We start from the raw sequence: 19,575 nt of genomic DNA on the forward strand, positions 1-19,575 counted from the left end.
GGAGCGAGGCTTTCTTCTCCCCCTGCCGGAAACCCGACGCGTTTCTGCCCTCCGAAAATCTGACCTTCCACCAAGCGCCTTCACGGGCGTCGGTCCTGCTTGTGCAAAGGCGGGGGTGTTGCGTCTGCTCCAAGGCTATCCCACCTATAAGGGGGAGTTCAGCTCAAGAGCAGGGAGGATACGCGACATGGCCAAAAAAAAGGCCAAGGCGGTACCGGGCCCGGACCAGCCCGCCAAGGACGGCATGGAGTGGGAGCTTGCGTCCCAATGGGCGCAAGGCTGGAAATTCCTCAAATGGTCGGCCACCGCCTTTCTGGTGATCGCCTTCCTCGTCGTGATCGGGCAGGGCTTCCTGTTCTATCGCATGTTCGACGATGTCCATCCGGTGCTGGGCTATGCCTATATCGTCATCCTGGCGCTGATGCTGGTGGTGCTGGTCGGCCGGCCCATCATGGGCTTTCTCGCCATGCCGGTCGCCGCGAAGCCGCCTGCCATTGCGATTGACCCGAAAGCGCCCGCCCCGAAAGCGCTGGCTGCGCGGCTGCGCTATGACCTGAAATACCTGCTGATGCTGTCTGAAAACCCGCTGGTTCAGGAGGAGCGCGGCGAACTGGAAGAAAGCATCCTGCGCGGACAGGCCCTGCTGGAGCGCGCGCGCCGCGCCACGCCGGAAGAAGCGCTGATGATCTCCGCCGACCTCGAACACTTCGAGCGCGACCATATCGAGGCGGTCCTGAAGCCGCTCGACAAGAAAGTCGACCAGCTGATCCATGCCGAAGCAGTTGCTGTCGGCGTCGCCACGGCGGTCTCTATGAATGGCACGGTGGATGCCTTCATTGTGCTGTGGCGGAACGCGAATCTCGTGGCCAAGGTCGCCCGGACCTATTTCGGCCGCCCGCACCTCTGGGGCAGTCTGCGCATCCTGCGCGATGTTGCCGCCATCGTCGTCGTCGCCCGCGCGCTGGAGGATGTGACGGATCTCACCGGCGATGTCATCGGCAGCCTGCTCGGCCGGATGGGCGGCCTCGTCGCCGGGCCGGTCATGGATGGCGGGGTGAACGCGATGATGACGCTGAAGCTCGGCTATCTCGCCAAGCGCCGCTGCCGCAGTTTCAAGGGCTGGTCGTCCGGGCAGGCAAAAGCGATTTCGGCCGAGGCGCTGAAGGATGTGAAGGAAGAATCGGGCTCGGTCATCGGCGACCTGCTGAAAGGCGTCGGCGGGCTCACCTCCACCGCGACGCGGGCGACGGAGAAGGCGCTCGCCGGCTCCCGCAGCGCCTGGGGCCTAGTGCAGAGCTGGTTCGGCGGCAACAAGCCCGCCGGAACAGGGCCGGGCAGCTGATTGGGGTGCTGGCAGCCGCCTCATTCTGAGGCAGGCCTGTGGATAGCGCCTCTGGCAAGGCGCTACGCGCTTGCTGGCGCCCGGAATCCACGCTAGCAGGGGGACAGTATAAGTCCCCCCCGGGAGAGAGCGGGTATCAAGCCCCGCCGCCGAAGGCGCAACCGCCCCGGAAACGCTCAGGCAAAAGGGCCGGGAGAGGACCAACACGCTGGAAAGAGGCGGGCCGTCTGGCGCCACCTCGCCGAAGGAGCAAGCCCGGAGTTCAAGGGCGGAATCTCTCAGGCGCCGAGACAGCGGGGGCGACGGACATGCGGCCGAGGCCGCTGACGTCTCCTGTGATGAGGGCGCCCATGGCCAACACAACGGCGGACACAACGACCGAAACCCTGAAGCGGACCCCGCTTTATGACCTGCACGCCGAGTGTGGGGCGAAACTGGTGCCGTTTGCCGGCTATGAAATGCCGGTCCAGTTCCCGGCCGGTGTCATGGAAGAGCACAACTGGACCCGCGCGCATGCCGGCCTGTTCGATGTCTCCCACATGGGGCCATGCTTTCTGACCCTCGAAGACGGGATCGGCGGCGGCGACGAAGCGCACGCCAAGATCGCGGCCATGATCGAGGAACAGGTGCCGAGCGACATCACCAGCCTGAAGCCCGGCCAGGCACGCCTCACCGTGCTGCTGAACGAAGACGGCGGCATCCTGGACGACCTTATCATCACCCGTCCCATCGGAGACGACGCGCAGGGCAGCCTTTACATCGTCGTCAACGGCGCCATGAAGGAGCAGGACTGGGGCATCTTCGAGAAGAAGCTTGCCGGCCGTGCCGTGCTGACCCGCGCCGACGACCGCATCCTGTTCGCCCTTCAAGGCCCGGAAGCGGCCGACGTGATGAAGGATTTCTTCCCCGGCTGCGAAGCGCTGAGCTTTATGCATCACATGCCCTTCGAACTGAACGGCACGCGCTGTATCGTCTCCCGTTGCGGCTACACTGGCGAGGATGGGTTCGAAGTCCTCGTGAAGCCGGAAGCCGGTATTCCGCTGGTCAAGGAAATGCTGACCGATGAGCGAGTGAAGCCCATCGGCCTCGGCGCGCGGGACTCGCTGCGCCTTGAAGCGGGCCTCTGCCTGTATGGGCATGACCTCGATCCCACGACGTCGCCGATCGAAGCCGATCTCGGCTGGGTCATCCAGAAGCGCCGCCGTGAGGCGGGCGACTTCCCCGGCGCCGAGCGCATTCTCCGGGAACGGAGCGAAGGCCCGGCCCGCAAGCGCGTCGGCATCAAGCCGCTGGAGCGCGCCCCGGCCCGCGAAGGCACGGAAATCCATATCGGTGGCGAAAAGGTCGGCGTGGTCACGTCCGGCGGGTTCGGCCCAAGCGTCGGCCATCCGGTCGCCATGGGCTATATGGCCACGGCGCACGCCGCGCCGGGCACCGAAGTCCAGTTGATGGTGCGCGGCAAGGCGCGCCCGGCGGTTGTCGCCGACCTTCCCTTTGTTCCGCATAATTATAAGCGATAGGAGCCAGACCCCATGACCCGCTACACACAGCCGACGACCTTCTACACCGAAGACCATGAATGGGTGACGGTTCACAACGACCTCGCCACGGTCGGTATCACGCACTATGCCGAGAACGCCCTCGGCGACATCGTTTTCGTTGAACTGCCAGAGGTCGGTGCCGAGTTCGCGCCGGGCGACGACATGGCCGTCGTCGAAAGCGTGAAGGCCGCGTCCGATGTCTACGCCCCGATCCACGGCAAGGTGGTGGAGGTGAATGGCGCGCTTTCCGACAAGCCGGAAACCGTCAACGAATCCCCGACGGAAAAAGGCTGGTTCTGCGTCCTCGAAATCAAGGACGGCGCCGAGATTGCCGGCCTGATGGATGAGGCCGCTTACAAGGCCTATTGCGAGACCCTTTAGGTTTCACGGACACTTACGGAGTACGGGATGCGATACCTTCCCCTGACAGCGGATGACCGCGCGGAGATGCTGAACACCATCGGCGCGAAATCGGTCGATGATTTTTACGCAGACGTTCCTGAATCTGCCCGCCTGCATGGCACGGTGGAGGGCCTGACGGACCATCAGGGGGAACTCGCGGTCGAACGGCACATGTCGAAGCTGGCGGCGAAGAACCGCGCGGCTTCGTCTGGCCCGTTCTTTGTCGGTGCCGGTGCCTACAAGCACCATGTGCCGGCCACAGTGGACATGATTATCCAGCGCTCCGAATTCCTGACGACCTACACGCCCTATCAGCCGGAAATCGCGCAGGGCACGCTGCAGACCCTGTTCGAGTTCCAGACGCAAGTTGCGGCGCTCACCGCCATGGATGTGGCCAACGCCTCCATGTATGACGGTTCGACGGCCTGTGCCGAAGCGGCTGTGATGGCGACCCGGGCAACGCGCCGGAAAAAGGTGATCCTCTCCGGTGGCCTGCACCCGCACTACGCAGCCGCCACAAAACTTCTGTGCGAAGCGCAAGGCATCGAAGTGGTGCAGCTCGAGCATGCCATCGATGGCGAACTGGCGCTGGCTGATGCCGTGGATGATCAGACGGCCTGCGTGATCGGCCAGTCGCCGAACACATTCGGCACCGTGTCGGATCTCTCACCGGTGGCCGAAGCCGCGCACGGCAAGGGTGCGCTTCTGGTGTCGGTGTTCACCGAAGCCGTCTCCCTTGGCCTCGTCACGCCGCCTGGCGAAATGGGCGCGGATATCGCCGTTGGCGAGGGCCAGTCCATCGGGAACGGCCTGAACTTCGGCGGACCCTATGTGGGACTCTTCGCCTGCACGCAGAAACTGGTCCGCCAGATGCCGGGACGCCTCTGCGGTGAAACGACCGACGCCGAAGGCAAGCGTGGTTTCGTGCTGACGCTTTCAACACGCGAGCAGCACATCCGGCGCGACAAGGCGACGTCGAACATCTGTACGAACTCCGGCCTGTGCGCGCTGGCCTTCACGGCGCACATGACGTTGCTTGGCGGCAAGGGGCTGGAGCAGATGGCCGTGCTGAACCACGAAGCGGCCTGCGACCTTGCTGATGCGCTGGCCGCCGTGCCGGGCGTCGAGATCCTCACGCCGCGCTTCTTCAACGAGTTCGCCTTCCGTACGCCTATGAATGCCGAAGCCGTGCTCGCCATGCTGGACGAAGCCGGCATTGTTGGCGGTGTTCGCGCCAGCCGCCTGTTCCCGGGAGACCATATGGGCGACGTGATTCTTTGCGCCGCCACCGAATGTACAACGCCAGAAGACATAGCGGCTTACGCGGCTGCCCTTAAGGAGATCATCTGATGAGCATGAACACTCAGGGCCGCCCTACGTCTCCGGAGTCTGTCTCCATGTCGTCGATTGAAACCGTGTCTGGTTCTCGCGGTCTACTGCAACACGAAGATCTGCTGTTCGAGATCGGTACGCCGGAAACGACAGGCGTTGATCTGCCGGCGCCGAAAGGCACCAAGAACCGTCTCGGCGGTGTGACGCGCAAAGTGCCGACCGGATTGCCTGGCCTGTCGGAGCCGCAAGCGGTGCGCCATTACATGCGCCTCAGCCAGAAGAACTATGCCATCGACCTTGGCCTGTTCCCGCTCGGCAGTTGTACGATGAAACACAATCCGCGCCTCAACGAAAAGATGGCGCGCCTGCCGGGCTTTGGTGACATCCACCCACTGCAGCCACAGGCGACCGTGCAGGGCGCGCTGGAGCTGATCGATGAGCTGGCGACCTGGCTGAAGACGCTGACCAACATGCCCGCCGTGGCGATGAGCCCGAAAGCCGGTGCGCATGGCGAGTTCTGCGGCATGATGGCCATCCGTCAGGCGCTGATCGCGCGCGGCGAAGTCGAGACCCGCAAGCGCGTTCTGGTGCCGGAGTCTGCCCACGGAACAAACCCGGCAACGGCGGTCCAGTGCGGTTTCATCGTTGACGAGATCAAGGCCAACAAACGCGGCCGGGTCGACATGGCTGACCTGAAAGCGAAACTGGAAAAGTCTGACGACATTGCCGGCATCATGCTGACCAACCCGAACACGTGCGGCCTGTTCGAAACAGACATCAAGGAAATCGCTGACCTGATCCACGCGGCAGGCGGCTATTTCTATTGCGACGGCGCGAACTTCAACGCGATTGTCGGACGGGTGCGCCCGGGTGACCTGGGCGTCGATGCGATGCACATCAACCTGCACAAGACCTTCTCCACGCCGCATGGCGGTGGCGGTCCGGGGTCCGGCCCGACCGTTCTGTCTGAAGCGCTCGCGCCCTATGCGCCTGTGCCGTTTGTCGTGAAGGATGCCGACGGCATGTATCGCCTCGTCGAGGACATCGAAGGCGTCGCGTCGGAAAGCTTTGGCCGCATGGTCGCCTTCCATGGCCAGATGGGCATGTTCGTGCGCGCGCTGACTTACATTCTGAGCCATGGTGCAGACGGGCTGAAGCAGGCCTCGGAAGATGCCGTGCTGAACGCCAACTACATTCAGGCCCGCCTGAAGAAAGTGATGACGGCGCCGTTCGAAGGCTATTGCATGCACGAGGCGCTGTTCTCGGATGCCTTCACCGCCGAAGGCATCGAGACGATCGACATTGCCAAGGCGCTGATCGACGAGGGATATCATCCGATGACGATGTATTTCCCGCTGGTCGTGCACGGCGCCATGTTGATCGAGCCGACGGAGTCGGAATCGAAAGCTGAGCTCGACCGTTTCTGCGACGCGTTGGAATCGATTGCCCGCCGGGCGGCGCAGGGCGACGAAGCGCTGAAAGGCGCGCCGTATCTTGCCCCGATGCGACGTCTTGATGAGACGAAAGCTGCGCGCAAGCCGGTCCTGAAATGGGCGGAGCCGGAAGAAGCCCCGCCGGTCGCAGCCGAGTAGAGTGATTGTTCAGGCCGGGGTTGGTTGCGGCTGGACCTGGCGGAACAATGACTTTCTAAGACGTCCGAACTGGACGGTCAGCGGTTGCTCGTACATTCGGTAGCTGAGCCACGATACCAGAAGCGTGCAGACGATGCCGCTCGTGGCAAAGGCGAGATTGTCCAGCACGCCGGGATGACCCAGCCGGAACAGGGGCGCCAGCGCATCTGACCGGCCGAGCAGGCTGAAGACCACCCGCAGGCCGCTGAGCACAATGAGGTGGCAGAGGTAGAGCGCAAAGGACCAGTCGCCGAGCTTTACTGCCCCGTCGAGCACGTGCCGGAAGAAGGCGCGTGTTCGCTGCAACAGTTCGGGTGCACCCTGGCCCAGAAGCCAGCCGAACCAGATAACGATCAGCATGGCGATGCCGCCAACGGTGACCGTCAGGATTGTGGCGCAGCGCCTGGCTGCATCGGCGCTGTCGCCGTCGAGGCCGGTCAGTTGATAAAGGCCTATCGTCACGAGCCAGCCGAACAGGGCAGGGATGAGCCAGGTATGGCGAGCCTGAAGGTCCAGCCCGGCCACCGCATAGACGAGCAATGCGGCGGGAACGCCGTACCAGAGCACGCGGGTCCACAGAAGCAGGGATTTTGATTCCTGACCCTGATAGCAAAGCCCTGCCATCAGCAGCATGCTGGCAACAAGGGTCAGCACACCGCTGCGCCAGACCAACCCGTTTGTGATGGCGAGGCCGGCAATGGCGCCAAGAATGAATTCGAGGGTCATGGGATGGACCGCCAGCGAGACCCAGCCCATCGCAACGGGATTCGACAGGCCCATCATGGCGCCACCCGTCACGAGTGCCGCCCAGACGCCGAGCAGCACGGGCAGCCATTTACGCGGCGCCAGCATGAACAGGGTGAACATGATGTAGAAATACACTTCGTGAACCAGCGTCCAGCCGACATTGAGGATCGGGAAGGCGGGCTGTGGGATCAGCAGGAAGGATTTGATCAGAAACGGAACCATGGGCTGGCCGAAGGATGCCTTCTGCCAGGCGGCATTCTGTCCCGACAGTCCGTGCGCTGCGAACATGTAGATCGTCAAACACCCGGCGAAGGCCCACCAGACCGGATAGATCCGGGTCACGCGTCCGAACAGGAAGTTTGCCGCCTGCCTGAGGCCTGACACGCTATTGCGCGTCACATAGACCATAATGAAGCCGGAGATGACGAAGAACAGATCCACCCCGGCATAGCCATTTGTGAACAGGCCACCGACCCAGGCGCGTTCCGTCAGGTTATTGTCAGCAATGGCCAGCACTTCCAGTTCATGGATATGGAAAATCAGAACCAGCATTGCCGCAAGACCCCGAAGCGCCTGGATGGACTGCAATTTCATATCGGCCTCGCTGTCCAACGCCCCCGGCGGTCAATTTCTATGCAGGGTGTAGCAACCGGGCAACGTGGTTGCCAGACTTTGGACACATGGAAGTGATTTTACTTGGCAATGAAATTGCTCTGAACCCATATCCTTTCCATGTCCTCAACTGAACCGCCAATGACTGACACACCCGCCGGCTCTTTTCGCAAACCTATCGAGTCGGCCCGTAAACATGTCGGGGGCTTTTTTCGCCAAATGCTGGCGGTCGTCGGCCTGGTGCACATTGCGGTTGCCATCCCGGTTGGCATGGCAACGCCGTTCCTTCCGATCGGTCTGCCCATCGCGATTATTGGAGTGATCCTGCTCGGCCGGAACTCTGTCTGGGGACGCCGGTGGATGGAGGGCATAATGACGCGCCATCCACGTGTAGAGCGGTTTGCGCCGAACTGGTTGATGCGGCTGGTCTTCGGGCGCGACAAGCGTGAAAACCTGAAGGCCACCCCTGACTGAATTACTGGGTGCATGCCTTGCGGTTCGACCTGATCCGCGCTCTATGAGGCTGGCACGAAACGGGAAGAACCGGGGCGAAAGAATATGACAAGACGGAACTGGGTGGCACTCGCCGCAGGGGCCATTTTTCTTGCCGCTTGTGGCGGCAGCGGAGACGGCGACGGACCGGCGATCAAGCCGTTCACACCAAATGAACCCTTCGATCCGGACCCCTATCCGTCAACCTATGTTGCGTATCCCAACGCCCCAGTCCTGATTACCAATGCGACAATCCTGGATGGAGAAGGCGCGAAGATCGAAGACGGCAGCCTGCTGCTTCAGGACGGCAAGGTCGCGGCCATTGGCGCTGACCTGGAGACCCCGGAAGGGGCGACCGTGATTGACGCGTCCGGCCGCTGGGTGACGCCGGGTATCATCGATAACCACAGCCACCTCGGGGCCTATCCGTCGCCCTCCGTTTCAGCCCATCAGGATGGCAATGAAGTCTCCGGACCGGTGACGGCGGAGGTCTGGGTGGAGCATGGCATCTGGCCGCAGGACCCGGGATTTGACCGGGCGCTCGCTGGCGGGGTCACCTCGCTGCAAGTCCTTCCGGGCAGTGCAAACCTGTTTGGCGGCCGCGGCATTACGCTGAAGAACGTGCCGGCACGCACGGTTCAGGGCATGAAATTCCCGAGCGCGCCCTACACGCTGAAAATGGCCTGCGGAGAAAACCCGAAGCGTGTCTATGGCTATGGTAATGGCAGCTTTCCGGGCGGCGCACCATTCTCCCGCATGGGGAACATGGCTGGCTACCGGGCAGCCTGGATCAAGGCAGCCGAGTACAAGCGCAAATGGGACAAGTATTCCGCTGAAGGCGGCGAAATGCCTTCGCGCGATCTGGAGCTGGATACCCTTGCCGGCGTTCTGGCGGGCGAGATCCTCGTCCACATGCACTGCTACCGCGCGGATGAAATGGCGCAGATCATGGATCTGTCGAAGGAGTTTGGATACAAGGTCACCGCATTCCACCATGCTGTGGAAAGCTATAAGATCGCCGACAAGCTGGCCGATTATGGCGCCTGTTCGTCCATGTGGGCAGACTGGTGGGGCTTCAAGATGGAAGCCTATGACGGCATCCCGGAAAACATCCCGATGGTGCACAATGCCGGGGCCTGCGCCATCGTGCATTCCGACAGCGATATCGGCATCCAGCGCCTGAACCAGGAAGCGGCCAAGGCATGGGCCGATGGCAAGCGCGTCGGCATAGACGTTCCTATTGAAGTTGCCTGGGAATGGTTGTCGCTGAACCCGGCGAAGTCGCTCGGCATTGAAGAGCGTACCGGTTCCCTAAAGCCCGGTAAAATGGCCGATGTGGTGATCTGGTCCGGCAATCCGTTCAGCGTCTACACCAAGGCCGATCAGGTCTTCATTGATGGGGCGCTCATGTATGATCGCGCCGACAATTCAGTTCGTCCTGTACGGGACTTTGAACTCGGCCAGCCTGGCGAAGGAGACATGAAATGATCCGCAAGCTGATGGCAAGTGCTGCAATTGTTGCCGTGGCCGCGCTCGGCGCCTCGGCACAAACCTATGTCGTCGAAGGCAAGAAAGTGTGGACGGGCACGGATGCCGGCACCATCGAGAATGGCGTTGTGGTCATCCGCAATGGCACGATCATGTCGGTCGGGCCAGCGTCGACGTCCAAGCCGGAAGGGGCTGAAGTGATCAGTGCCGAATGGGTGACCCCGGGTCTCATCTCGGCATTTTCCCGGACAGGCATCATCGAAGTCGATGCCGAGGACTCGACCAATGATGCCGTTGCGGCCCTGTCGGGTTTTTCAGCTTCGCTGGATGCATCGGATGGTTTTAACCCCGATGATACGGCGGTCGACGTCAGCCGGCTCGGCGGCGTGACACGCGTTGCGGTTGCACCGCAGCCTTCAACGAACCTGTTCGCCGGTCAGGGCTTTATTGCTGACACAAGTGGTGCGCAGGACACAGACCTGACATCAGATGCTTTCACCTTCATCACGCTTGGCGAAGGTGGAGCAGGGCTGGCCGGTGGGTCGCGTCCTGCAGCGTGGGCCCAGCTTCGCGCCGCCTTTGACGATGCCCGCGCCTATCCTACCCGCTACATTGCGGGCGGTGAAGGAGATGTCCTGTCCCGCCGGGATGCGGAAGCGCTTGCGCCGGCCGCACGTGGGCGACAGCTGATCGTGATCGATGCCCGCAGTGCGACCGACCTCAACGCTGTGATGGACCTCGCCGAGTCGAATCGGAACCTGAAGTTTGCGATCCTCGGCGCGGATGAAGGCTGGCGTGTGGCTGACCGGCTGGCAAAGCTGAAGATTCCGGTGATCGTGGACGGGTTCGCAAACCTGCCGGCCAGTTTTTCACAGTTGGCCGCGACGCAGGAAAATGCCGCGCGCCTCGATGAGGCCGGGGTCCAGGTGGCGATCGTGAATCTGGACGACTCTACCCATCTTGCCCGCTTGATGACGCAGATTGCGGGCAATGCCGTGGCCAATGGCATGGACTGGGATGATGCCATGAAGGCGCTGACCGTGACGCCTGCGTCCATCTACGGATTGTCTGGCTACGGTATTCTTGCACCGGGTGCGCACGCCGATGTTGTGGCGTGGGATGGAGATCCGCTGGAAGTGACCACGAATGCCGACGCTGTGTTCATCGACGGCGAACCGCAGGACATGACCTCGCGCCAGACGGAGCTTCGGGACCGCTACCTGTCGCTTGATCAGACGGATCGCCCGTACGCCTATGTGAAGCCGTAAGCCGCGTGGGTATCAGCCTGCGCTGGCGCCGGCGTTCAGAGTATCGATCAGATCGGACGTCACCGTGCCTGTCACGGGCAGGTTGTTGGCACGCTGATATTCGCGGATTGCCGTCGCCGTGCCATCGCCCATGATGCCATCCGGCGTGCCAGCTGCGTAGCCAAGGCTGTTCAGGGCTTTTTGAATGGCCTGAACCTGCAGCGGGTTGCCCATGTTCCATGGCTGCGCGCCAAAGCGGCCATTGGCAATGGCGTTGGCCGTCGCAGGCTGCCAGGTTGCGGCGCGGCTGCGGGCCTGTGCGGCGGCTTCTGGTGAAACACGCTCGATCAGTTCGGAAATTTTTGCCGGTGCGCCGCCATCCCCATTGCGGTTCGCCACATCGAACCAGAACAGGGATTCGGTGAGGTTTGGGCTGATGCCGAGGCCCTGTTCGTAAAGGACGCCGAGATTGTACTGGCTGTCGACCACGCCGTACTCAGCGCCTTTGCGGAACCATTCCACGGCGCCGGCATAAGTCTGCTCGCCGCCTTCGCCTTCGGCCATGAAGACGGCAAGGTCGTGCATCGCCTTCACGTTGCCGCCTGTGGCCGCCTTCTCCGTCCACTCACGGGCGAGGGAGAGGTCTTTCGGCACGCCGGTGCCGCGCTCGTGCAGCTTTGCGAGCGCGTATTGCGCAATTGGCAGACCCTTTTGGGCCGACTTGCGCATCAGCGCCGCGCCATCGGCATAATCACCGGAAGTCAGCTTCTCCTGTGCCAGCTGATACTGGGCGATATAATTGCCCGATGCCGCGGCAGCCTGAACCGTGACGACCGGCGGAACCGGGGCATAATGGGCTGGGGCAGGCGGCGTGGCTGGCTCCCCGAACAGGTCTTCTTCGATCGCTGCTGCAGCTTGGTCTTCCGTCTCTGCCGTTTCTTCAGTGGCCGTGAGAGAGGCAGCGGTGGCGTCTGATGCACCCGGATCAACATATGTGCTGACCGGCGTGGATTGAACCGGCGCTTCCTGCTTGCCGCGAATGTAGAGATAGCCGCCTGCTGCAACACCAGCGACAGCAACAGCGGAGGCCGCCGCGATGAGGGGGAGGCGGCTCGCGCCTCCAACGGACGTCATCCGGACGACCGGGCGCCCGGAGGCGCCGACAGTTTGAGTGTTGCTCTTGCCGAAGCTCGCTGCCATCGCGGCCTTGCGGGCGCGTGTCAGATAATCTGCCGTGTCGTCGTCCAGCTGCTTGTCTGCTTCTTCTGAAACTCTCAGCTCAGCCTCTTCGGGCTTTTCTTCGGCTTCGACGGAGACTTCGTCAGCTGCAGGCAGATCGATCTCTTCAAATTCCTCGTCGTCGAAGATGTCGGATTCCCGAGCCTCAGTGTGCGCCTCATCGAGATCTTCCAGTCCCTCAAGTGCTTCCAGCGGGTCGATGAAGTCATCCTCATCACCCTCAACGAGCAGGTCAGATACGCTACTTTCGTCCGTAATCGTCTCATCACCTTGTGCTTCCGCTTCCTGCGTAGCGAAGCTCAATCCTTCGACAGCGGCGCGGATGGCATCGAAATCATCCTCGAAGGATTCGGCCGTCTCTGCCTGGATGTCGTCATCCGGTTCGGATGACCAGGATTCGATACCGGCTTCGAAGACTTCGGTGTCTTCTGCCACATCAGTTTCAACTTCGGCATCGGCAGTCAGTTCTTGATCATGGTCTTCGTCAGACTCGAACGCGACGCCATTATCGTCTTCGGAGGCGTCGATCTCCGGGGAGGCCTCGTCCAGCTCCGGTTCGTCAAGGGCTGGTGCCGTATCTTGGGAGTCAGGTAAGGTAACCACCGGCTCAACATCAACGCTGGCTTCATCGGTATCGAGATCAGCAAAGGCTTCGAATGTACCGAAGTCTTCGAAACTGTCGAAGTCGGATGGGTCGTCGAATGCCTCGAACTGTCTGTCTGACAGCGGATCATCATCGATGTCCATCAGGCTGGCAGGCACGCTGTCCAGCTCCGCTGGTCCGCCGGGGGGCGGAGTGTTTTCTTCGAGGTTTTCCAGACGCGCGGCCAGCATCGCGATCGCTTTTTGAACCGGCGACAGGGATTCGTTGGCCTGCGACTGCAAATGTTCCAGGCGGTCTGTCACGTTGGCGAGGGCATCAGACAAATGGGCATCGGCCTTCCGGCGGTTCTCGTCGACCTGTTCGGCCAGCGTCTTGATCGCCTCATTCTGGCGCAGCTGCAGCCGGTTGTTCGCTGCGGCGACCTGATCACCAATCTGCTCGATGGCTTCAGCGCTACGGGCTTCACTGTCATTGACCCGTTTGGTCAGGTCTTCGGCCAACTCATCGATCCGGTCGCTTACCGTTTTGCCAAGGCGCTCGATCTCATCGCGCACAGCTTCTCCAGTCGCTGCATCGCTCCGTTCTTCGACTTCACGCAGACGTGTATCGAAGGTCTCGTTCAGCGTGCTGACCTGCTCGGACACTTTCTCAATGGCGCTGGCCTGGCGCTCTTCGCTGGCATCCAACCGTTCCTGCACGCCGCCGAGCGTTTGTTTCAATTCAGTTATGGCCTCGATGTCGGATTCCGCTGCCGTACGTGCGATTTCCTCTGCCAGTTCCTGGCGTACTGCATCTACCGTTTCGCGGACAGATGACATCATCTCTTCGAAGCGGGTCTCGAATTCTGTGCGCAGGCGGCTCGCAAGATCCGGATCCATCTTGCTTGCGACATCGCCAATGCGCGCATCCAGGCTTGAGACGGTCGTTTCAAGATTCTTCAGCGCGGAATCCGTGGTGGTTTCCGCGAGCGTCAGCCTGTTCTGGATCTGATCGAAGCGCATATCCAGTGAATCAAGCGCCCCGGAGACATCGGTCTCTATGGCTTCCATACGCGTTTCTGTCGCTTCTAGGCGTTCTTCGCGATCGCTCAGCGCGGCGAGGCGTTCATGCACTTCTGTTTCCAGGCCATCCACGCGTTCGGAAACCTGACGGGCAACACCTGCTGCGCGCAGGGCGGCCTGTTCCACGCCTTGCTTGATTTGCTCGGCAGTTTCGGCGCGGCTGGTCTCAACCCGCGTCTCCATGGCCTCGACGCGTTCAATAATATCCATGAAGCCGGACTCGACCCGGCCCTTGATCGCCTGGGTTTCCTGCTCAGCCAGCTCGTTCTCTTCATAGACATGGCTGGCCAGCTTGCCGAGCGCACTTTCGAGCGCTTTCAGGGCTTCGAGGTTTTCCTGTTGGGAATCATCCTCTTCCAGCCGGCGGACTTTTTGCTTCAGGGCATCGTGAGTTTCTCGCAGCTGGTCGATAACGCCTTCAACGTGGCCAGCGATTGCGGCGGTCGTTTGCTGCGTGTCTTCAAGACGGCCAACCAGATCATGGATGGTATCGTCCATGCTGGTGATTGCCATGGCCGAGCGGGCCTCGGTGGCTTCGATCCGCCGGGTCAAGCGCTCCAGCGCCTCGTCTGTTGTGCTGGAATGCGGCCGTCGCATCCGGGCCGGGGCGGCCACTTCATTCGGCTGACGACCCTCGGCGGGAGCTTTCATCAGTCGGTCGAGGTATTCGCCCAGGGTCAGGCCTTCCGAACGGGCGGCCTCCCTTGCGGCTTCGCGGGCGCGCTGGTCGATTCCCTTCGCGGCCCCTGTGCCTGACTGACTCATCCCCATACTCCTGACAGCCAACCGGCCCGTGCCGGTTAACGAAACGGGCAGATTTGTTCATTTTCCCAATGTTTGATGGCAGGAGCCGTCTTAAGGGGAGGTTAAAGGTAAAGATTTCCGCTTAATCTGATAACAGTGGGGTAATTTCCGGTTAATTGGCTCAGAAGTGCGGAATAGCGCAAAATTTATTCGGAGCTTACGTTGACGTTCGCGTAAGGTTTGATCTAAGTTGACCTTATGTCACACAAGCACCCCTCGATTTCCGCTGCAGATTCCCGCACCTACACCATCTCTGAACTCGCCCGGGAGTTCGGAGTGACACCACGGGCCCTGCGTTTCTATGAAGACAAAGACATGCTGCACCCGGCGCGCGACGGCATGATGCGGGTTTACTCAAACCGCGACCGCGCCCGGCTGACGATCATCGTCCGCCTCAAGCGCCTCGGTTTGCCGCTGGCCGACATCCGGGAGATCCTCGATCTCTACGCGCTGAATGACGGCAAGCGGGCGCAGACGCGCATGATGCTGGAGAAATTCCGCAAGCAGGTCAAAGAGCTGGAAATCCAGCGTGAAGATATCGACACTGCGCTCGGCGAACTCCGCAAAGGCATCGTCTGGCTGGAAGGCTTGGTTGACCAGGTTGGCCCGACTGAAGAAGGCAAGCGTCAGGCCGCTGCATATGAAGCCGTGGCGCGTCGTCAGCTTGACGAAGTCTAATCGGTAAGGCGGGTTTCCGCCAAATTAGAAAGACCTTTCCAGAAGGGCGCGCTACGAAAGTGGTGGTCGCCCTTCACGCATTAAAGGACATGCACAAATGCCTCGTTACGACGCTCCCATTCGCGATATGCGCTTCATTCTTCAGGAAGTTCTCCAGATTCAGAATTATTCGAACCTGCCGGGTTTCGAGGAGGTGACACCGGATCTGGTCAACGCGATTCTCGAGGAAGGCGGCAAGTTTGCGAAGGAAGTGCTGTATCCGCTGAATGCAGTCGGAGACCGCCAGGGCTGCGTCCGCAGCGATGACGCGAGCGTCAAGACGCCGGACGGTTTCCCGGAGGCCTACAAGCAACTGGTCGAAGGCGGCTGGCCGCTTCTTTCGGTGGATCCGGAAATGGGCGGGCAGGGTCTGCCGCATGTCGTGAACATCGCCTGGACCGAAATGGTGTCGTCCTCGAACATGGCGTTCGGCATGTATCCGGGGCTGACCCATGGCGCGTTTCAGGCGTTGATGGCCGGCGGGTCTGACGAGCTGAAGGCCAAGTACGGTCCGAAAATGGCATCGGCTGAATGGGCTGGCACGATGAACCTGACCGAGCCGCAGTGCGGCACCGATCTGGGCATGATCAAGACGAAAGCCGTGCCTCAGCCGGACGGCACCTACAAGATTACCGGTCAGAAGATCTGGATTTCTGGCGGCGAGCAGGATCTGACTGACAACATCATCCACCTGGTTCTGGCCCGCATCGAAGGCGGTCCGGAAGGCATTAAGGGCATCTCGCTGTTCCTCGTGCCGAAATACATGGTCGGCGAAGATGGCGCGATCGGTGAGCGCAACGCCTGCTCCTGCGGTGGCCTCGAAGAGAAAATGGGCATTCACGGAAATGCGACCTGCGTTATGAACTATGACGGCGCGACCGGTTTCCTCGTGGGTGAGGAGCACAAAGGCATGCGCACCATGTTCGTTATGATGAACGAGGCGCGCCTAGGTGTTGGCCTGCAGGGGCTGTCTCAGGCCGAACTGGCCTACCAGAACGCCGCTGACTTTGCACGCGACCGCGTCCAGGGCCGTTCGCTGACCGGCGTGAAATCACCTGAGCAACCGGCAGATCCGATTATTGTGCACCCGGATGTGCGCCGCATGCTGATGGACCAGAAAGCCTTTATCGAGGGTGCGCGCTGCTTCACCTACTGGACGGCTTTCCAGGCTGATCTCCAGCACAAATCGCCGGATGACAGCGTGCGTGAGAAGTCTTCCGATTATATGGCGCTGCTCACGCCGGTGGTCAAAGCCTATCTGACGCACAAGGGCTACGAGTGCGCGAACTGGGCGCTGCAGCTGCATGGCGGTTCGGGCTTTACCCGCGAATGGGGCATGGAACAGATCGTCCGCGATTGCCGGATCACCACCATCTACGAGGGCACCAACGGCGTTCAGGCGCTGGACCTCGTCGGCCGCAAGCTGGCCGCTAATGGTGGGCGCGCCGTGTTCTCGTTCTTCTCCGATATCGACGAGTTCATCGCGGCGAACGAGGGCAATGAAGAAATGGCGCTGTTCGTGGAAGGCCTTCAGAAGATCAAGGCCGAGCTGCAGGAAGGCACGATGTGGCTGATGCAGAACGGGATGTCCGACTTCAATAATGCCGGTGCCTCCAGCCACGATTACCTGCACCTGTTTGGTTTGGCCGCTCTTGCTTTCATGTGGGCCCGGATGGCCAGGATCGCGCTGGACAGCAAGGACAAGGAGCCTTTCTACGAGCAGAAACTGGCCACCGGACGTTACTTCGTCGAGCGTCTGTTGCCGGATGGCGCAGCTCATCTCGCAAAAGTGAAGACTGGTGCAGCACCTCTGATGAGCCTTCAGGCTGACGCCTTCTGAGGCGAATTTTTCCAGTTTTTGATGGTCTCGGGCTTCTCACGGGAGTGTGGTACACTCCCGGCGGCTGCCTGCGGCAAAATTTTCCCTGAAACAGAGCAGATCTGACGCCGGGGAAGGTCTGGGAAAAGCAGGATCGGGCGGCTACATGTTTACGTGAACGTAAGCGGCAATTGCCCGCTTGCTCACTATATTCAGAGGAAAGCCGGAGACCGATCATGCAACAGAGCCCGCTCAATGTACCCAAGGCCGCCTGGCGGCAGGATGAGGAGCTCGACATTTTCTCCGATGCGGTTGGCCAATTCTTTGAAAAGGAATGTGCCCCGCACGTGCCGGAATGGCGTAAGGCCGGTATCGTGCCGAAGGAGATCTGGAAGAAAGCGGGCGAAATGGGCCTGCTGGGCGCATCGGTTCCGGAAGAATACGGCGGCGCAGGCGGTGATTTCCGCCATGAGGCGATCATCATCGAACAGCAGCAGTGGAAGGGTGTCGATGGCTTCGGCATCACGCTGCACAACGCCATCATCGCGCCCTACATCACGGCCTACGGTACAGAAGAACAAAAGCGCCGCTGGCTGCCGGGCATCTGCTCTGGCGACATCGTCACCGCCATCGCGATGACCGAGCCGGGGGCTGGCTCTGACCTGCAAGGCATGAAGACGACGGCCAAGCGCGACGGCGACGAGTATGTCATCAATGGTTCGAAGACCTTCATTTCCAACGGCCAGACCGCCAACCTGATCCTGCTTTGCGTCAAGACCGACCCGAGCCTTGGCGCGAAAGGCATCTCGATCATCGGCGTTGAGACGGACAAGGTGGAAGGCTTCCGCCGTGGCCGGAACCTCGAAAAAGTCGGCCAGCACGCCGCCGACACGTCCGAGCTGTTCTTTGACGATGTGCGCGTGCCTGCCTCCAACCTGTTGGGGGAGGTCGAGGGCAAAGGCTTCATCCAGCTGATGCAAAAGCTGCCCCAAGAGCGCCATATCATCGGTCTTCAGGGCATCGGCATGATCGAGCGCGCCATCCATGAGACAGTCGAGTATGTGAAGAACCGCAAGGCATTCGGTGGCACGATTTTCGACTTCCAGAACACACAGTTCAAGCTCGCCGAGTGCAAGACCGAAGCGACCGTCGCGAAGGTGTTCGCTGATCACTGCACGGAGCTTCTCCTGAAGGAGGAACTCGACGCCGCGACCGCCTCCATGTCGAAGTACTGGATCAGTGATCTGCAGTGCAAGATCATCGACGAGTGCCTGCAGCTGCACGGAGGCTTCGGTTATATGGATGAGTACCCCATTGCACAGATGTATGCGGACGCCCGTGTCCAGCGCATCTATGGCGGTGCCAACGAAGTCATGAAAATGCTGATCGCGAGGACACTCTAGTCTCACATGCCTGACAGCCACCTCATTCGTGATGTCTTTCCGGCGCCAAGCCCGAGTTCAACCTCACTTGGCTTCGAGCTTCTTGCGCTCGACATGAAGGAATTGACGACGCGGGTGCGTTTCGAGGGCCGACCGGAATTCTGTAATCCGGCCGGTGTCATTCAGGGCGGGTATCTTGTCGCCATGATGGATGATACGATTGGCATGCTGGCGGGCATGAAAGCCGGCAAGACGAAATTGCCTTCGACGGTGGATCTGCATACCCACTTCCTCCGTCCTGTTCGTAAAGGTGCCATCGAAGTAGTGGCCCGCCTGCGCAATGTCGGCCGGGCAATGCTTTTTGCCGAAGCCGAACTTTACGACTCTCGCGGGAAGGAAGCTGCCCGCTCCGCCGCGAGCCTTACCCTGAACCCGGTTCTGAAGCCGGCCAAGGAGAGGTGAAATGGCTGTGATGCAGAACTATGCCGAACTCCTGTTTACCGATGCGGTAAAAGCCTATCAGGAGCAGGTTGGTATGCGTGAAAAATACGAAAGTATCTACGCCAACCGGCATCGAGGTCCGCTGGACGACGATACGATTGCATTCCTCTCGGGTATGACCAGCTTCTATATTGCCACAACCGGCAGCAATGGGTGGCCTTATATCCAGCATCGCGGCGGTCCTGCTGGCTTCGTGAAGATCCTCGGACCGGACACGATCGGTTTTGCGGACTATCTTGGCAACCGGCAGTTCATCACGCGCGGCAATCTCGATGGATCAGATCGGGTTTCTCTTTTTTTCATGGACTATGCCCGCCGTGCCCGGCTGAAAATGCTCGGAGAAGCCCGCATGATCGATGCCGCTTCAGACCCGGAATTGCAGGATGTTCTGGCTCAGGATGGGCAAGGGCCGGTGGAACGTCTGATGACGATCAAGATCGTCGCCCGCGATTGGAATTGCCCGAAATACATCCTGCCGCGGTATACAGAGGAACAAGTCGCTCAGTTGATCGCCCCAAGGCTCAACGAGTTGGTGGAGGAGAACCAGCAACTCAAGGCCCGGGTCGCGCAGCTGGAAAGCAGGCAATCGCCTGAAACAAAGTCAGAATAACATC

At 60.8% G+C, this 19,575-nt stretch carries 15 protein-coding genes and 1 riboswitch; of the genes, 13 read left to right on the forward strand and 2 right to left on the reverse strand.

The genetic code is table 11. The features are described from left to right. The first annotated feature begins 187 nt into the window (after nucleotides 1-187). From HY26_RS10980 to gcvPB, 5 genes are all read left to right on the forward strand, one after another. Nucleotides 188-1,342 (forward strand): DUF697 domain-containing protein, encoded by a 1,155-nt coding sequence (locus HY26_RS10980; protein WP_112073601.1) that lies wholly within the window; start codon nucleotides 188-190, stop codon nucleotides 1,340-1,342. 110 nt (nucleotides 1,343-1,452) lie between these two features. Next, nucleotides 1,453-1,544, forward strand: a riboswitch (glycine riboswitch). A gap of 148 nt (nucleotides 1,545-1,692) precedes the next feature. Further along, nucleotides 1,693-2,862 (forward strand): glycine cleavage system aminomethyltransferase GcvT, encoded by a 1,170-nt coding sequence (gene gcvT, locus HY26_RS10985; RefSeq protein WP_112073602.1) that lies wholly within the window; start codon nucleotides 1,693-1,695, stop codon nucleotides 2,860-2,862. Between the two features lie 12 nt (nucleotides 2,863-2,874). After that, nucleotides 2,875-3,264, forward strand: a complete 390-nt coding sequence (gcvH, locus tag HY26_RS10990) for a glycine cleavage system protein GcvH (RefSeq protein WP_034766201.1) — start codon at nucleotides 2,875-2,877, stop codon at nucleotides 3,262-3,264. A gap of 27 nt (nucleotides 3,265-3,291) precedes the next feature. Further along, complete coding sequence (gene gcvPA, locus HY26_RS10995; protein ID WP_112073603.1) at nucleotides 3,292-4,635, forward strand: aminomethyl-transferring glycine dehydrogenase subunit GcvPA; 1,344 nt, start codon at nucleotides 3,292-3,294, stop codon at nucleotides 4,633-4,635. Continuing rightward, nucleotides 4,635-6,209 (forward strand): aminomethyl-transferring glycine dehydrogenase subunit GcvPB, encoded by a 1,575-nt coding sequence (gene gcvPB, locus HY26_RS11000; RefSeq protein ID WP_112073604.1) that lies wholly within the window; start codon nucleotides 4,635-4,637, stop codon nucleotides 6,207-6,209. Before gcvPA ends, gcvPB begins: the two co-directional genes overlap by 1 nt. Nucleotides 6,210-6,218: 9 nt before the next feature. Here gcvPB and HY26_RS11005 read toward each other — a convergent pair whose 3' ends face one another. After that, on the reverse strand, nucleotides 6,219-7,589 hold the full coding sequence (locus HY26_RS11005; protein ID WP_146740210.1) for an acyltransferase: 1,371 nt from the start codon (nucleotides 7,587-7,589) through the stop codon (nucleotides 6,219-6,221). A 159-nt stretch (nucleotides 7,590-7,748) separates the two neighbouring features. Here HY26_RS11005 and HY26_RS11010 point away from each other — a divergent pair, with 159 nt between their 5' ends. From HY26_RS11010 to HY26_RS11020, 3 genes are all read left to right on the forward strand, one after another. Continuing rightward, a complete protein-coding gene (locus tag HY26_RS11010) occupies nucleotides 7,749-8,081 on the forward strand; it encodes a hypothetical protein (RefSeq protein ID WP_199288550.1) in 333 nt (110 codons plus the stop codon). An 84-nt stretch (nucleotides 8,082-8,165) separates the two neighbouring features. Beyond that, the gene (locus tag HY26_RS11015; protein ID WP_034766208.1) at nucleotides 8,166-9,587 is read left to right on the forward strand and encodes an amidohydrolase; all 1,422 of its coding nucleotides are present in this window, start codon (nucleotides 8,166-8,168) and stop codon (nucleotides 9,585-9,587) included. Then, complete coding sequence (locus HY26_RS11020; protein ID WP_034766210.1) at nucleotides 9,584-10,855, forward strand: amidohydrolase family protein; 1,272 nt, start codon at nucleotides 9,584-9,586, stop codon at nucleotides 10,853-10,855. The genes HY26_RS11015 and HY26_RS11020 overlap by 4 nt, the downstream gene beginning before the upstream one ends. A gap of 12 nt (nucleotides 10,856-10,867) precedes the next feature. Here HY26_RS11020 and HY26_RS11025 read toward each other — a convergent pair whose 3' ends face one another. After that, nucleotides 10,868-14,503, reverse strand: a complete 3,636-nt coding sequence (locus HY26_RS11025) for a peptidoglycan-binding protein (RefSeq protein WP_158531477.1) — start codon at nucleotides 14,501-14,503, stop codon at nucleotides 10,868-10,870. A gap of 237 nt (nucleotides 14,504-14,740) precedes the next feature. Between HY26_RS11025 and HY26_RS11030 the strand changes: the two genes are divergently transcribed. The 5 genes from HY26_RS11030 to HY26_RS11050 all read left to right on the forward strand — a co-directional run bounded on the left by HY26_RS11030 (nucleotide 14,741) and on the right by HY26_RS11050 (nucleotide 19,571). Further along, nucleotides 14,741-15,220 carry a MerR family DNA-binding transcriptional regulator gene (locus tag HY26_RS11030; protein WP_051596365.1) on the forward strand — a complete coding sequence of 160 codons (480 nt, stop codon included), beginning with the start codon at nucleotides 14,741-14,743 and terminating at the stop codon, nucleotides 15,218-15,220. 97 nt (nucleotides 15,221-15,317) lie between these two features. Next, entirely contained in the window at nucleotides 15,318-17,099 is a 1,782-nt protein-coding gene (locus HY26_RS11035; RefSeq protein ID WP_112073607.1) for an acyl-CoA dehydrogenase C-terminal domain-containing protein, read from the forward strand. A 215-nt stretch (nucleotides 17,100-17,314) separates the two neighbouring features. Further along, nucleotides 17,315-18,481, forward strand: a complete 1,167-nt coding sequence (locus HY26_RS11040) for an acyl-CoA dehydrogenase family protein (protein WP_034766216.1) — start codon at nucleotides 17,315-17,317, stop codon at nucleotides 18,479-18,481. Between the two features lie 6 nt (nucleotides 18,482-18,487). Continuing rightward, complete coding sequence (locus HY26_RS11045; RefSeq protein ID WP_034766217.1) at nucleotides 18,488-18,922, forward strand: PaaI family thioesterase; 435 nt, start codon at nucleotides 18,488-18,490, stop codon at nucleotides 18,920-18,922. 1 nt (nucleotide 18,923) lies between these two features. Continuing rightward, nucleotides 18,924-19,571, forward strand: a complete 648-nt coding sequence (locus tag HY26_RS11050; protein ID WP_233348735.1) for a pyridoxamine 5'-phosphate oxidase family protein — start codon at nucleotides 18,924-18,926, stop codon at nucleotides 19,569-19,571. Nucleotides 19,572-19,575: the final 4 nt, after the last annotated feature.

This window comes from Hyphomonas sp. GM-8P (assembly GCF_003263315.1).
Taxonomy (GTDB): Bacteria; Pseudomonadota; Alphaproteobacteria; order Caulobacterales; family Hyphomonadaceae; genus Hyphomonas.

What these genes read in the sequence shown, in the direction of transcription:
- HY26_RS10980 (WP_112073601.1), top strand. Translation starts at nt 188, where the DNA reads ATGGCCAAAAAAAAGGCCAAGGCGGTACCGGGCCCGGACCAGCCCGCC.
- gcvT (WP_112073602.1), top strand. Translation starts at nt 1,693, where the DNA reads ATGGCCAACACAACGGCGGACACAACGACCGAAACCCTGAAGCGGACC.
- gcvH (WP_034766201.1), top strand. Translation starts at nt 2,875, where the DNA reads ATGACCCGCTACACACAGCCGACGACCTTCTACACCGAAGACCATGAA.
- gcvPA (WP_112073603.1), top strand. Translation starts at nt 3,292, where the DNA reads ATGCGATACCTTCCCCTGACAGCGGATGACCGCGCGGAGATGCTGAAC.
- gcvPB (WP_112073604.1), top strand. Translation starts at nt 4,635, where the DNA reads ATGAGCATGAACACTCAGGGCCGCCCTACGTCTCCGGAGTCTGTCTCC.
- HY26_RS11005 (WP_146740210.1), bottom strand. Translation starts at nt 7,589, where the DNA reads ATGAAATTGCAGTCCATCCAGGCGCTTCGGGGTCTTGCGGCAATGCTG.
- HY26_RS11010 (WP_199288550.1), top strand. Translation starts at nt 7,749, where the DNA reads ATGACTGACACACCCGCCGGCTCTTTTCGCAAACCTATCGAGTCGGCC.
- HY26_RS11015 (WP_034766208.1), top strand. Translation starts at nt 8,166, where the DNA reads ATGACAAGACGGAACTGGGTGGCACTCGCCGCAGGGGCCATTTTTCTT.
- HY26_RS11020 (WP_034766210.1), top strand. Translation starts at nt 9,584, where the DNA reads ATGATCCGCAAGCTGATGGCAAGTGCTGCAATTGTTGCCGTGGCCGCG.
- HY26_RS11025 (WP_158531477.1), bottom strand. Translation starts at nt 14,503, where the DNA reads ATGAGTCAGTCAGGCACAGGGGCCGCGAAGGGAATCGACCAGCGCGCC.
- HY26_RS11030 (WP_051596365.1), top strand. Translation starts at nt 14,741, where the DNA reads ATGTCACACAAGCACCCCTCGATTTCCGCTGCAGATTCCCGCACCTAC.
- HY26_RS11035 (WP_112073607.1), top strand. Translation starts at nt 15,318, where the DNA reads ATGCCTCGTTACGACGCTCCCATTCGCGATATGCGCTTCATTCTTCAG.
- HY26_RS11040 (WP_034766216.1), top strand. Translation starts at nt 17,315, where the DNA reads ATGCAACAGAGCCCGCTCAATGTACCCAAGGCCGCCTGGCGGCAGGAT.
- HY26_RS11045 (WP_034766217.1), top strand. Translation starts at nt 18,488, where the DNA reads ATGCCTGACAGCCACCTCATTCGTGATGTCTTTCCGGCGCCAAGCCCG.
- HY26_RS11050 (WP_233348735.1), top strand. Translation starts at nt 18,924, where the DNA reads ATGGCTGTGATGCAGAACTATGCCGAACTCCTGTTTACCGATGCGGTA.